The sequence below is a fragment of the uncultured Cyclobacterium sp. genome, assembly GCF_963976465.1.
Classification (GTDB): Bacteria; Bacteroidota; Bacteroidia; order Cytophagales; family Cyclobacteriaceae; genus Cyclobacterium.
Map to the genome: position 1 here is coordinate 1 of NZ_CAXBOC010000073.1, position 14,555 is coordinate 14,555.

The 14,555-nt window shown below is 38.5% G+C and carries 13 protein-coding genes; 1 reads left to right on the forward strand and 12 read right to left on the reverse strand.

Annotation, left to right across the window (positions count from 1 at the left end; all coding sequences use genetic code 11):
- The 7 genes from AAC037_RS06140 to AAC037_RS06170 all read right to left on the reverse strand — a co-directional run.
- On the reverse strand, window positions 1-1,066 hold a 1,066-nt coding region (locus AAC037_RS06140; RefSeq protein WP_339902160.1), incomplete at its 3' end, for a YfcC family protein.
- A gap of 416 nt (window positions 1,067-1,482) precedes the next feature.
- Entirely contained in the window at window positions 1,483-1,854 is a 372-nt protein-coding gene (locus AAC037_RS06145; protein ID WP_339902161.1) for a DUF1801 domain-containing protein, read from the reverse strand.
- 168 nt (window positions 1,855-2,022) lie between these two features.
- Window positions 2,023-2,937 carry a CPBP family intramembrane glutamic endopeptidase gene (locus tag AAC037_RS06150; RefSeq protein ID WP_339902162.1) on the reverse strand — a complete coding sequence of 305 codons (915 nt, stop codon included), beginning with the start codon at window positions 2,935-2,937 and terminating at the stop codon, window positions 2,023-2,025.
- A 223-nt stretch (window positions 2,938-3,160) separates the two neighbouring features.
- On the reverse strand, window positions 3,161-5,542 hold the full coding sequence (locus AAC037_RS06155; RefSeq protein ID WP_339902163.1) for a zinc-dependent metalloprotease: 2,382 nt from the start codon (window positions 5,540-5,542) through the stop codon (window positions 3,161-3,163).
- A gap of 399 nt (window positions 5,543-5,941) precedes the next feature.
- Window positions 5,942-6,886, reverse strand: a complete 945-nt coding sequence (locus AAC037_RS06160) for an alpha/beta hydrolase (RefSeq protein WP_339902164.1) — start codon at window positions 6,884-6,886, stop codon at window positions 5,942-5,944.
- A 79-nt stretch (window positions 6,887-6,965) separates the two neighbouring features.
- Window positions 6,966-7,655 carry a YafY family protein gene (locus AAC037_RS06165; RefSeq protein ID WP_339902165.1) on the reverse strand — a complete coding sequence of 230 codons (690 nt, stop codon included), beginning with the start codon at window positions 7,653-7,655 and terminating at the stop codon, window positions 6,966-6,968.
- A gap of 477 nt (window positions 7,656-8,132) precedes the next feature.
- Window positions 8,133-9,062 carry an SDR family oxidoreductase gene (locus AAC037_RS06170; RefSeq protein WP_339902166.1) on the reverse strand — a complete coding sequence of 310 codons (930 nt, stop codon included), beginning with the start codon at window positions 9,060-9,062 and terminating at the stop codon, window positions 8,133-8,135.
- 336 nt (window positions 9,063-9,398) lie between these two features.
- On the opposite strand from AAC037_RS06170, the gene AAC037_RS06175 reads away from it, so the two are divergent.
- The gene (locus AAC037_RS06175) at window positions 9,399-10,331 is read left to right on the forward strand and encodes an NAD(P)-dependent alcohol dehydrogenase (RefSeq protein ID WP_339902167.1); all 933 of its coding nucleotides are present in this window, start codon (window positions 9,399-9,401) and stop codon (window positions 10,329-10,331) included.
- Here AAC037_RS06175 and AAC037_RS06180 read toward each other — a convergent pair whose 3' ends face one another.
- From AAC037_RS06180 to AAC037_RS06200, 5 genes are all read right to left on the reverse strand, one after another.
- Window positions 10,332-10,916 carry a Crp/Fnr family transcriptional regulator gene (locus AAC037_RS06180; protein WP_339902168.1) on the reverse strand — a complete coding sequence of 195 codons (585 nt, stop codon included), beginning with the start codon at window positions 10,914-10,916 and terminating at the stop codon, window positions 10,332-10,334.
- Between the two features lie 374 nt (window positions 10,917-11,290).
- Complete coding sequence (locus AAC037_RS06185) at window positions 11,291-12,244, reverse strand: hypothetical protein (protein WP_339902169.1); 954 nt, start codon at window positions 12,242-12,244, stop codon at window positions 11,291-11,293.
- Complete coding sequence (locus AAC037_RS06190; protein ID WP_339902170.1) at window positions 12,241-13,038, reverse strand: SDR family NAD(P)-dependent oxidoreductase; 798 nt, start codon at window positions 13,036-13,038, stop codon at window positions 12,241-12,243. The genes AAC037_RS06185 and AAC037_RS06190 overlap by 4 nt, the downstream gene beginning before the upstream one ends.
- A gap of 2 nt (window positions 13,039-13,040) precedes the next feature.
- The gene (locus AAC037_RS06195) at window positions 13,041-13,904 is read right to left on the reverse strand and encodes a DUF4437 domain-containing protein (RefSeq protein ID WP_339902171.1); all 864 of its coding nucleotides are present in this window, start codon (window positions 13,902-13,904) and stop codon (window positions 13,041-13,043) included.
- Between the two features lie 11 nt (window positions 13,905-13,915).
- Window positions 13,916-14,555: zinc-binding dehydrogenase (locus AAC037_RS06200; protein ID WP_339902172.1), on the reverse strand; the 640-nt coding region annotated here is incomplete at its 5' end.

A 14,555-nucleotide genomic window follows, 5' to 3' on the forward strand; every position in this document is an offset into this window, starting at 1 on the left:
TAAGCAAAGTGGATGCACCATTGGTAAACGCTTCAACAAAAACAGTTTCTTTTACCTTGGCAATAAACCCTATGACAATGGCTCCCACAAGAAATGTACTGGTCATCTCTACAAACCACCAATCCAGAAAAGATACCCCAACAATCATCAGTAGGAAACTCAAAGAAAAAACCACAATTATGAGTTTTAGCCTTGGATTGAGCTTGGGGGGAGATTTCACTGAGTTTATACCAAAATGGGCTTTTATTGTCTCTTTTTGCTCCGAAATAATGGATTTTGAGGGGTCGGATTTTACCCGCCTGGCATAATGGAGGATATAAAGAATGGTGATGAGCAGGCATAGTAATAACATGATCAGGCGATGGTCTAGTCCTGTTGTCCAATTAATTCCTGCGGCATCTGAGGCTATAATGGTGGAAAAAGGATTGGTGGTGGAACACATTGTCCCTATACTTGAACCAAGATAAATACATGCAAGCCCAACCATGGCGTCATATTTTGCTGCCAGAAATACCGGTATTAATATCGGATAAAAAGCCATGGTCTCCTCCGCCAAGCCAAAAGTGGTACCACCTGCTGCAATTAGGCTGGTTACCAAAATAATAAGCATATATTCTCGACCCTTAAGGCTTTCTGACATGTAAGCAATTCCTGCATCAAAGGCACTTGTTAGGTTCATTATGCCAATTAAGCCTCCAATGATTAAGATTAAGAAAATAATATCGGAAGATGCTATGATTCCTTTTATCGGTGATTTTATCAAGGCTCCGATTCCCTGAGGTCGTGCATCTAATTCTTGATAGGTATTGGGAATAGCGATGGGCTTATAAATATCGCCGGATAGAAACTTTTCAATGGGTATTTTTATGTTGAGCTCTTCTAAGGTCTGTTGAGTGGCCGGAAGTTCAATGCTTTGAGTTAAGCTACTTTTCACGAATAAATCGTCTTGGCTTTGGTAGACCAAGGTGTCGTATTTACCGGCAGGAACCAACCAGGTTAAGGCAGCTACCATCGCTGCGATAAGAATTAAAATAGTATGAGCAGTTGGAAGTTTAAGTTTGTTCATTTTGCTTGTCTATCTCAAGTATTTGCCTGATCTCTGGGGTTTTTAGCAGGATGAGTCCTTGCTATCCAATATACCAATTAATTCTTCAGAGCGAAAGAATTATAGAATAACCATCGAAGGAAGAGGCTTATAAAAGGAAAGTAGCTGTTCCTTTTTATAAGCCTCGGTTGATTACAAAAATTGTCGTTCTTTTGACCTAATGGCGGAATTGCTGTCGTGTGAGGGTAACAATATCAATTGGTGTTGTTTGGTATATTTGGAAATTTTTTCATACGTTTTTCTGCTTTCTTTATAGTCGGCGTTTATGCCGGCTAATTTCTTATTTACCAATTGTTCTTGATGATAGCACAGATCCCCGGCCAAAAGGTATGCGTCTTGAGGAAAGCTAAATTTGATCCCCTTATCATCAATAGAGATCAGTCATTTTGCTGTTGTTTTTGATTCAGTTTGGCTTGCTCAATGATCAGCTGCTTTATTTCCCTTGTAGGAATCTTTTGGTCAAACTTAATCTGAATGGTTTTTTTACCGGTTTTATAACCTTTCTCCTCAAGCGATTTCCTTACATTTTCAGGCAATGTATCTATGCCAACACTGACGTGCCTTTTGGCCAATGAAAAGCCGACAAGAATGCCATGGAACTTGTATATAGGTACATTCCAACTGATCCCGCCGATAGCATCCGGAACTGTAGCTTCAATTAGCTTTTTTAGCTGCAGCATTAGCTTTTGAGATTCAGTTGGAGAAATTTGGATAAACTCATCCACTGTTTTTGGTTTTGAATTTTCCATTTTTTGTCTTTCAATTTACTGACCTAAAATACCAAGATTTATCGATAAGTCCCAACCCGATGTTTGGTATCCTTTTTTCGTATAAAATAACAAATGGACCTCCCTCTTTAGTCACTAATTCAGTGGAAAGGATGTATTGATATTATTAGGCAACCGAAAGTTTGGTTTTCAGAGAGATGAGCTGATTTTACTTGTCATTATTTTTTCTTTACTTAATTTAATGTCATAGATAAAAAGTGCTAACAAAATAATTAATAGGGAAATAAACCCTGATAAACCCGATATGCCAACGGTCAAATCGTTGCCACCCTCAATGACCATGATGGCTATGCCTGCTGTAGCATTTAAGGTTCCATGCATAATGGCTGCAGCCAGGACAGACTTGGCCTTCAAGGTAATGTAAAGAAATAGAGGGGTTAGTAAAATGCACCAAATGGTCATCATTATTATTCCAAATTCCGGGTGTTGGGGATAGTTATGTCCCATTAAAATAAGGGGAGCATGCCAAATACCCCAAATAAAACCGATGGTAATGGAAGCCTTTGGGAACTTCATGTACTTGTAGGATTTCAACAAAAATCCTCGCCAACCAAGTTCTTCCCCAAAACCTGCTATGGCATTAATTGTAGGACCGGCGATCAATCCTTGCAAAAGAACCAACCAAATTGGATGAACAGGCATACTATCGAATGCCTGCTCCATTTGTTCCACTTGTTCCGGGGTTAGTAAATCATTAAACCTATTTACCATCCCTGCCATCTCAGGACTAAAAGTCACATTAGGTATTAACAAACTTATGCCAAGCGCACCAAAACTCAAGATTACCGGGATAAACCAAGCAATTAAAAACCACCGATTAAATTTGAAGGATATAAGAAGTTTTTGTTTTATTTTCTCTTTGTGAATATATTTTTCAACCAAGATCGCACAAAACATGGGGACAAACATATAAGCGATCGCTAAGGCAGTTGAGCTAATATTGTTACCATACTGTCCACCAAATAAATGATATAGCCCTACCATTGAAAAACTTATTGTGAAGGTTAGGGTCAAAAATAGGCTTGTCTTATTGAATTTGGCCATATGGGTTTGTTTTTCAACTTTTTTAAAATAAACACTTAATGCTATCCAAAGTACGAATTACTACAAAATGCTCAATCCAACTTCGCCAAGGTTGACTTCAACAGGCCTGAATGACCCTTTTCTTTTCAAGCTATATTAGGAGCCCAATCAAAACTGTTTTTAAAATTCATATCATTACCTATCGTTCACTTGTTAATAGGGAACAATTCAATTGAAATACGCTTTAGTAGAAGTCATGAAAATTCCCACAGCCAATTGGTGAGCCCGGAGGCATTTCTTGAATCTCTGGTTTTGTCCAACTTTCGGGTTCAGTTGTTGCATTGGTTATCATCTCAATTAATGCGGCCAGGTGTGCCTTTTCTTCAAAGCTATCTCCATTGTTAGTTAAATACTTGGGTTTAACTTCTGCCTGTAAATAATATTTAGAAATGGCTTTTACTTGGAGGTCAGGATTTTTTATGCTCGACTGGATTAGATGTGCTACCAGGCTTGTTTGTACAATTTGATTAATCTTTCTCTCTTCATCGGTTTTAACTTTTGCATTAAAAATTGTTTGGCAGATCTGATCGTAAAATGCTTTAAGGTCATATCCTTTTTGCTGATTGATTCTTGCCAATCGTTCTGAATGAAACATTAAATCAAATAAATTATTTGTCGCTGCAGCAGCTGCAGCAAGAGGGTCTAACAAAAATCCGGTATTTCCGGCAAAGGACTCTCGGTCTTTGTTATAACCATAGGCAGGTGGCGGAATCAACGCTTTTATATGCTGGGGAATTTGTAAATAATTTGGCGTAATAGTTTTTAATAAAGCTTCCACGGCCTGTTCTTGGGTTTTCACATCAACCGGATGAATATTTGGCCTTTGATCGTACCCTTTCACGGCATAGCTATAAGCTGCGCCACCAATCAGTTTGGAAACTGCTTCTACTTGATAACGATTCATAAAATAAAGCGGGACCAAAATATTTTCCAAAGCTGAGTAAGGCGTTCCCTCCGTTATGGTGTTTTCTCCAAAGTTTTTCATAGAAAAAGCCCTGACTTTATTTAAACGTTCCAATTCGATAATGGCATTGTTTCCATTGTCCCAAAGGTGGGCCGTCGGATGCAAACCTCCTCTCGCACGCGCATCTTTGTCAGATATAAATTCGGTATTGGATTGTAACGTTTCTTTTAAAATTTGCTCCAAAGCTGCTTGTTCATTGGTTTGTGGATCAAAATCTTGATAGCCATAAAGGATGGCTCGTTTATCCCAGTCTCCAATTTGATCATCATAGGCATTGCTGATGTCTGCCTTTCCATTCACAATATCAATCAGGGGGTGAGGGTAATCCATAACAGAGGCCCTATTGTCGACAGAAGGGGCAAAGTTGTGCGCCAAACCAATGGTATGGCCAATTTCATGAGCTGAAAGCTGACGTAATCTTGCCAAGGCAAGTTCCATTAATTCATCGTGATTAAGGTTTGAATTGGCATAGGGAGACATAATTCCTTGGGCAATCATAAAATCTTGCCGAACGCGAAGTGAGCCTAAGCTTACATGGCCTTTTATTATTTCTCCCGTTCTTGGGTCAGTAATGGTACTGCCATAACTCCAGCCTCGCGTACTTCTGTGAACCCATTGAATGACATTGTAACGGATATCTAAGGGGTGTGCATTTTCCGGCAATACTTTTACCTGAAATGCATTGATGTAGCCTGCTACTTCGAAGGCTTGATTCCACCATTTTGCCCCCTCGAGTAAAGCAGACTTTACGGGTTCCGGACAACCCGGATCTAAATAATAAACAATAGGCTCAACTGCCTCGCTCATTTTTGCCGTGGGGTCTTTTTTCCTTAATCGATGCCTTGTAATTAATCTTTTTTTTATGTTTTCATAAATTGGTGCAGAATAATCTGAATAGCCAATACCAAAATAACCTGCTGATGGATGAAATTCCCTGGGTTTGTAATTATTGTCCGGCAAACGAATAAATGAATGGTGCATATTTACGGTTACAAAGTTTGCATCCGGAGTTACACTACGAATTTCTGACCCTTTAGCATTGCCCTTAAGGGTAACCATTGCTTCAAATTCAGTATTATCAGGAAAGCTGATTGTATTTGGTAAATAAATGGCAGACTTCGATTGATCCACTGTATAGTTGCCTTGATTTTTCCTACTTAAAGTGTTGGCAATACCATGGGCATCACGAAGCAAAAAATCTGTAATATCAATTCGGTAGCGTCCATTGTCGGCATTAAGAATCGGGAATCCGCCAATGACGGATTTTGCAAATGCTTCTTCTATAGAATTTGCCTCTGCCTGGTTATCGCTTGTTCCCCGAAAATTATAATTGGGTTGTATAAGCAAAATTTTATTACCGACTTTTTCAAATTTCACTATTCGTCTTCCTCCCAATTGACCACGGTCTAATCCTAAGTCATTAGATCCAATTCCCGTTGCTAAGGCATTGACATATAAAAACTCTTCCCCAAGTTGATCAATGGTAAGAATGATTTTGCCATCTTTTTCCTGCCATTCAAAATCAAAAAAACCTTTGTTTTGTTGAGTCGAAAAGCCAAATACGGGGATGAATAAGAAAATTAAGGTTTTTAGAATAGACATAGTACCTTGTTTTCCTTAAAGATAAAGATTGATAATGGAAGAAGGAATCACTTTTACAGAAAAAATAAGAGACCTTTAAAGGAGGGTAAACTACAAAGCGAAGAGTTAAAATGTCTCCATGATGGTAGCTACGGTGTGATTTATTATACCAAGACAGAGTAATGGGCCAACCAAACTTAAGACAGGCTTTTTTACTATTTCAGCTTTTATAGAGCTTCCTGAAGTCTAAAAGGGAGTCAGTTACCAAATATTATAGAAGAAACTACTGCCCTGGGAAAAGCTATTTTCAATCAATGAAGAAAATTTACTCTTCCCTAAAAGCCAAACAAACTTTTTGTACCGGTAAATATTTTACCAGTTTCTTTAGTCTGTTTGGCTAATAGGAGAATAGGTTCCTATTTAGGATTGCTTTTGGCTTAGCCATGCCAGAATCGCTTGGTTTGTTTCTTCCGGTTTTTCTTGTTGTATACAATGACCACAATCTATACTGACCACTTCTGCATTGGGAACAAAATCTATTAGGTTTTCTGATTTAGGAATCATGTCTTGTTCACCATAAATCATTAGGGTAGGGTGTGGGATGACAGGGTTTACATCTGCCAATAAATGCCAATTTCGGTCCAGGTTTCTGTACCAGTTAATACTTCCTGTAAAACCGGATGTTTCGAAGGCGGAAATATAAACAGCCAATTCCTTTTCACTCATCAGGGGTTCACCAAGAGGCTTTTCTTTTTTTGCAAGATTAATCATTAACATCCCCGGTTCCGGTGGAGTAATTGGTACATTTTTACGGAATATATTGCCTAGGAAATTAGATGTATTATCATTTAATATTGCATCTGCTACTCCTTGTTGACGGTTAAAGTGAACGAAATAGTTTTCTTCTCCGAATATTTCTTCCATCCATTCTATCCAGGGTTTTTCTCCACGAACTTGATAAGGTAAAGCCAAGTTTATTATTCTCTGTACTCGCTTCGGATGCAGTATTCCAAGATTCCATACAACATTTGCCCCCCAATCATGGCCAATGAATAAGGCATCTTTGTATCCATAGTAATCAAGTAACCCTACCAAGTCACTTGTTAAATGTTCAATGTCATATTGTGTTATTTCTGTAGGGCAGGATGATTTGCCATAACCTCGCTGATTAGGTGCAAGGATATGATAGCCGGCTTTGACAAGTTCAGGAATCTGGAAACGCCAAGAGTAGGCAGTCTCAGGAAAGCCATGGCAGAGTACAATAGGTTTGCCTTTATTTTGTTTACCTGCCTCAAATACTTCCAGTTCAATACCATTAACTGAAATCATGGTGGAGCTTGGGAATTCGATTGACTTCTTTTTCATTACTTTTGTTTTTTTTAAAATATTAGAATACAAAAGTAAATTCAGCCAGTGACAGCCTTATGGCAAGGGTCAGAAAGGGCTAGTGGTATTTGTCAAAATATTCTTGTAGAGTCATTTTATGAGGTTCAAATTTTTCTGTTAGGATCTCCATCTTTTGAATTCTATCCGGTCGAAAAAATCGAAATTCATCGTGCAAACGACACCAGGCAACCAAATACCAATTTTCAGAATTTAATATTGCAAATGGCTCTATTATTCTTTCGGTCACCATTTTTTCCTTGTTGACATACGCTATCCTTACAAGGTTAAAATTGGTCAATGCGTATTGTAAATCCGATAAATTGTCACTATTCCTTTCTTGGCTTAGCACTTGTTGGTACTGAGTCCTGCCCGTAAGTAAGTTAGTTTTGTCTTTGACGGTGTACTTAAGGATTGATTTAATTTTCTCAATGGCTTCCCCGTAATCTTTTACAAAAGATGCATCCTTACTCTTTAGCACGAGTTGTTCCGCAAGTATCAAAGCATTTGCTTGTTTTTCGGTAAACATTACGGGTGGGATTTTGTAACCCTCCATTAGAGAATAACCTTTCCCTTCTTCCGTTAAAACAGGTACGCCGGATTGCTCCAATGCTTTTATGTCCCTGTAAATCGTTCTTTTACTTACATCAAATTTATTTGCCAATTCCGAAGCGGTCACCACTCGTTTTGTCTGCAATTGAATCAAGATTGCAGTTAACCTTGATAATCTGTTTATTTCGGAATAATCCATTTGAATGGCAATATTGATTTTTGTAAATGGAGTTTAAAATTAAGGTTTCGGAATCCTTCTACTCAAGGCAATGATGTTTCCTCTTCGTGGAAAAGCCGATTAAGGACAGGGGCTTGTTTTTTTATGGTCACCTAAGATAGGGATTTTAGTAGTCATTTGCCTAAAATTTCAAAAGGAAACATTTCTGTAGTAATGGATAAAAGGCCACTTCCCCTAGTGTTTAAGAATATTCATCATTGATTTATTTTAGTTTTTTTTGAAGACGAGCAGTTAATATATTTTACATTTCTTCCTTTGTTAAGCAATTTGGGAGTGGCTTAAGTTGTTTATGTAACCCCCTTGCGCTTAAAAATTAAGTTTTATTATTATTCCCTGTTAAGTAGGGTTGCAATTCCCTAGGAAGTATACTATGGTATTTTAACTTGTGGTATTTTAACGGCTAGCTTTTATAAATTAAATATCCCACTTTACACCAGTTTACTTTTCTGAAAGCTCCCACAGTCTTTTAGCGACAGCCTTGTCTTTGGCATGAGGTTTAAGTTCATGTGGACCTACAGGTCCTACCCAATTGCTTCTGCCCGTGGGACCATAAAATGCGGTTTGGTCTAAATCAGGCTCTGTGGCGCACATCAATTCTGGATAGGAGCCATTTTCAGCAGGTTGTGTCAAAGGCGATAACTTCATAAGACCAAAAATAATTTTCATCATAAAACTTCCACTTGTTGCGATTAATGATGTTCTGGAAGAGCCGGGATGGCATGCATAAGCTTTTACATCCGTTTTACCGGCTTTGGCCAACCTGTATTGCAATTCGTAAATGGTCATGATTTGGGCCAATTTGCTCTGGCTATAGGCATCATTGGCTGTATAATCCTTGTCCCAGTTCAAATCATCAAACTTGATGGTTTTGATACCCATGTCGTAGCCCAGACTACCTACGGTAACAATACGCCCTTTTGATTTTTCAATCATAGGGAAGAGTAAAGCTTGCAAGGTGAAATGGCCAAAGTAATTCACGCCCATCTGGCTTTCCCAGCCATCCTTTGTGAGTTGTTGTTGGGGTACTTGTGCAATGGCGCCATTGCACATCAGAGCATCTATGCGATCAACTTTTTCCAAAACTTCGGTAGCGGCTCTTTTTACTGATGTCTGTTCTCCCAAGTCCATGGAAATATTGCTAACATCAATCGCACCTCCAAGGTTTTCTTTCAATGTAGCGATGGTAGCTTGTGCTTTTTGTGGGTTCCTGTTAAGCATCACTACCTTTGCGCCTTTCAAAAGTAGCATGCGTGCTGCTTCAAAACCAGTACCGCTTGTAGTACCGGTGATTACGAAGGTCTTGCCTGTTAAGTCTTTTATCCTGTCAGGCGTCCAACCTGTTTTGTCAAATTGATTTGTTGTGCTCATTTCTGTTTTAGTTTGTTGATACAAAGATGAGTATAGCAAGGCCTTGAAGACGTATACACTATTTCGAAAGGTGTATACTTTTTGGTTTTCTTTCTTTAAACAAGGCAATTTTGAAAAAAACCAGAAGTTTTCAGCGTAATTTATTGTCATTAATTAATAGAAGGAGAGGAAGTAATCCTTGCTAAAACAAAACTTTTTAAGTCGCTTTAGTTGGTAGCATTCTTAATAAATACACCCATCAAATTTAATTTCATTGTTGCGATCATTTCTTAACCCAAGTCAATGAAATTTAATTCTTGTATGTACAATTTTGCGCTATCAATTAAACAACAAAATATGAAAGCGATAAAATGTTTAAAGTACGGAGGGTCTGAAAATTTAGTACTCGTACATACTGAGAAGCCTTCTCCAAAGCACAATGAAGTGCTTATAAAAATTCAAGCCACTTCAGTTACCGCAAGTGATGTTTTGATTCGCAGATTGAATGAGCCAGTATTAACAAGGTTAATTCTTCAACTCATATTTGGTTTTGGAAAGCCCAGAAACCCCATTTTCGGAATGGTGTCCTCCGGAATAGTAGTGGGCAAAGGAAAAGGTGTTTCCTCATTCAATTTAGGAGATGAAGTTTTTGCCTATGGTTCCATCTCCCCTACAAAACGCCGTTTTGGCTCATATGCAGAATACATCTGCCTACCGGAAGATTGGAATATTGCCCTTAAGCCTACCGGTATTAGCCATACTGAGGCGGCTGCTATCCCTTATGGAGGATTACTTGCTTCACATTTACTGAGCAAAACTCCCATTAATAAAGGAGATAAAGTATTGATTTATGGAGCTTCAGGGAGTATAGGGACCATGGCAATACAATTGGCGAAAGATGCGGGTGCAGAGGTCACAAGTGTTTGCAGCAGCAAAAATTTTGGCTTGGTCAAGTCCTTGGGGAGTGATGAGGTGATTGATTATACTGCCAAAAATGCTATAGATCAATTGGAAACCTATAAATATGTATTAGATGCAGTAGGAAATTCTAAATCGTCCCTGCTTAAAGAAAAATGCAAAAAGATGATTATGCCAACCGGGAAATATATATCAATTGATCAAGGTGTGCCATTAACACCAAAAAGTGCTTTTCTTAATTTAAAAAATCTTGTAGAAAAAGGAAAGGTAAAGGCTGTGATTGATCGTATTTATCCATTGGAAAAGATGTCTGAAGCTCACGATTATGTTGAGAATGGCCACAAAAAAGGAAATGTGATAATTACTGTTTAATTATTCAGAAGGGGATGAGGAGATACGTTTTCGGATACGGCTTAAAGATTCGGGTTTTATCCCAATATAGCTGGCAAGATGATATTGAGGAATTCGCTGTACTAGTCCGGGTTTTGATTTTAATAATTTACAATAACGCTGCTCGGGCGAATCTGTGTAATAGGTAGTCAAAGCTTCTTTTTGTTCAGCAAAAGCGGCCTCCATTATGGTCCTTGAAATTGTTTCGAACCTTGGAAATTCTTTAAAAAGTTCTTGAGCTTGTTGTTCATTGCCCACCACAACTGTAGTATCTTCAATACAAACCCAATTGTGCGTCGCTGGTTTATTTGTAGATAAACTACTTAGCGAAATAGCCCATTGTTCTTCAAAAAAGAAATTCGTAGTATTCTCCTCTCCATCAGATAAGATAAATTCTCTTATACAGCCTTCAAGTACAAAGTAGGTGGTTTCAGAAACTTGTCCTTCTTTCAATAAATATTCTCCCTTTGCCATTGCTTTCGTTTGCATGCTTTTAGCTATTGCGGCTGATTCTTCCTTTGAAAGAGAGGATATTTTGGAGAAGTAATTGATGAATTTTTCGTGCATTATAGCCTGCTTAAAATATCCTATAACGTTATGCGCATATCCCGGAAGGTATGCTATAATCACCCGGAGGGTACCTTGAGAGGTGAATATAGGTTAAAAAGTTGACCGCTCCAAGGAAGAGGTTTGCCTTAAGCATACCGCCAAGTAAATCTCTTGGCGAAATTTTTGTCTATGAACGATAACCGTAAATTGAAGTCAATGGATCAAAAAATACTAGGACAAGGACAGCTCACCAAATAAAGCGCAAACTTCTGGCTTTATGAATTGAAGATAGGGGCGAATCCCATGTGGGTGTGACAACCCTGCTTGAAAAGTCAAGCAAGGCCGTCGAAAAAACCACCAATGGGAAAACCTTGGTTTAGAACTCCTCTTTTTTAAAATGGAGCATAAGTATCTTTGGGCGCATTTGGTACAGTCCATCGCTGTAGAGGGCTGGTGTTTTCTATTGTCTCAATTTTAGTAGCGGAATGATTAAGATCACCATAGCTACTTGTCCCAGTTCTTGATATTTGCATGCGGTCTCCATATAGCCACACCACTAAATTGTTTCGTTGTCCACTAGTGATAGGATGGGTTGCGTGCGGAACACTGCCACTGTGAAGGATTGCTTTCCCCGGTTCAAAAACAGTTTGTATCGTTTTGCCTGTGGTCTTGTCATGGAAATCAACTTGCGAACCGGTGAATTTTTCTTCAGGTAAGTTAATATTGATATTCAAGGTAGCCGCTGAAGCATCCGTGTGAGCATGCAAATCCTTGTCTTTATCCGGGTTGTACTGAATAGAAAAACCAAATGTTTGATTATCGTAGCCATAGGTCCCCAATAGTAAACGGGCAATCGGACGCATATAGCGATCCATCATAGCATTGTAAAATGCTTGAAAATTTGGAGCGGCAAGATGTCCTTCTGAGCGTGGGTCAAGCATCATTCCGTACCGATTCAATTGGATGCCATAGGGAGCACGCCTGGGAATTTGTGAATTGGCTACAGCTTCCATGTATCGACGAAAATCAGCTAAGCGGTCAACATCAAAAAATTGTGCAACATAAACTCCAGGAATAATTTCTTCCCACAAATCAGCAACAGCTTGTTCTTTTTTCGGATCTTCCCATGCTTCATTGACAGCTTTTCGCAAGCCAGGATCAAGTAGGGATTCATCAGGAATTAATAAATTGTTTTTATTTTCGATTTCCCATGCTGCCCATGCATCTTCAAGCATTTCCCGATGGTTATTCCAAAAAAGAGAAACAGATGCTTCACGTTTAAGGGCTGCTTTACGAGGAGGTAAACTAAGGGTACGGGCTTGTGCTAGTGCATTATTATTTGTCATTTTTTTAATATTTTGCTTGTTTCAGAAATCAATTGATCGATTTTTTCTTCATTGTAGGCGTCATTATGTGCATGAGAAAAAGATCCGATATCATTGTCAAAGTATTTGCCATTGCTATCAGCATATTGATCAGACATAGCCAACTCGCATAAAACATTTGCTCCTTTATCTGCTGAGGACCAATGCTGACCATACGCTTCCAGGGCCATTTTGGTATTCAATAAGGATCCGGGATTAACAGCTATGGTTACTATTTCGGGATTTGCTTTCGCTAGAGCAAAGCTCCACATGGTTAAGGCTAATTTACTTTGGGCATAAGCTGCATTACTTGAAATTTGTACCTTTCCTGCCAAAGCATCCATTGAAACTGTGGATTGTGCGGCCGAACTTAAATTGATAATTCTCGGGGAATTACTGTTTTTAAGTAGCGGCAATAATCCCTTGGTCAATAGGTAAGGCGCTAAATAATTGACTGCAAATCGTATATCTAAATTGTCTTGATTCTGTTCAATTCGACTAATGAAAATACCTGCATTATTGATCAACACATCAATGGAAGTAAATTCACTTGATATATCGACAACCATTTTCTCAATACTGGAAAAGTCAGATAAATCAGATACAAAACCGCTAATTTTAGCATTTCCTGTTTGGTCTTTAATTGCTAAAATGGTGTCTGCTAATTTTTCAGAATCTCTTCCGTGGAGGAGCATTTGATGACCTTGTTTAGCCAATTTTAATGCTGTCAACTTACCAATTCCATCTGTACTTCCCGTGATTAATATTGTTCTCATCTTTAATCCATTTTAATGCTTCCATTTGTCCTGATATAAAGCAGAACCTCATTATTTTCATTTGCAAGGGTATGAATGGCTTTGCTTGTAGCACTAAAAGAACTTCCGGTATCTAACACTTTTGTTTCGTGATTTTGAGGGAGCGTATAATTCAACTCCCCTTGAATGACAACCGCATGTAAAACTGTTCCATCTGTTTTTATACTTCCATTATACCCTTTTGGAAGTTTTACAAACAGTCCTTTAGACCCATTGGCCTCCCATAAAAAGCTTATTTTAGCTTTACTTTTGGCATTCATCCAATTGCTTTTTTTACTGTCTAACCAAACTATGTTGGAAACATCTATATTGATTGGTCGCTCTCCATTATCATAGGCTTCCTCAATGGGTTGAACCAGGTAAGGACCTTTGTCTATCTCTACCAGAGCTATATTTTCTTCCCCTTTGGCAGAAGTTATATGTGATTCTCCTTTGGGTTGGGTCCAGAAACTGCCGGGTTTCATCCACATATTTGCAGCTTTCGGGTCATCATTGTGAATGCTTCCTTTGATCACCACAGCTCTATAGGTTGCATTGTGAATATGTGGTGGAGAGGAAAATCCATCAGTAAATTTTGCAAGAAATCCGGTAGGTACCTCTCCTTTCCTATCCCCCCAAATCGTACCTGCCTGAGGACTTTGGTCGCCTCTTGCTGGATTTAATTTTTCCCATTTAACTTCAGAGCTCAACAGCACTTTATTTGTTGGGTGTTCGATCTCTTCTGAACCAATGTTCTCTTTTTCGCTTTTGGTCTGATTTTCATTTTGACAAGAGACTATTGTCAAAGTCGAAAGGATTAACCACAGGTATGCCTTTTTAAAATCCATGATGTTTTTTTTTAATTTTCTACAACCACTTTCCCAATTGCTTTTCCGCTTTCCAATCTCGAATAAGCTTCTCCAACATTTTCTAAGGAAAACTCTTGCTCATCAAGTAGTGGTTTTAAATTTCCAGCTTCAACAATTTTGGTAATGTTACGTAAAATTTCTCCGTGTTTCTCCCTGTTAAAGTTGTGAAGCATAGGGATTAACATAAATACTACGTGTAGGGATAAACCTTTAAAATGTACCGGATTTAAATCTAACTCTAACAGTGAAACGGTTGTGGAGACTTGACCATTTAAGGCTGCAGCTTCAAATGAGTTTAATAAATTTTTTCCACCTACCGTATCAAAAACTATGTCAAAACCTGATCCCCCAGTATGCTTTTTTGTATAGGTTTCAACATCTTCTTTCATAAAATCTATAAATGTTGCTCCAAAACTATTGACCACTTCATTTTGAATTTCTCCTGTTCCGGTTGAAAAAACATTTGCTCCAAAATATTTAGCCAGTTGTACTGCCAAGTGTCCAACGCCTCCGGCCCCACCGTGTACCAATACATTGAGACCGCTTTTTATTCCGGCTCTGGTTAATCCTTCATAAGCTGTAATTCCCACCAAGGGTAGGGCAGCTGCTTCTCGCATGGTAAGATTTTTA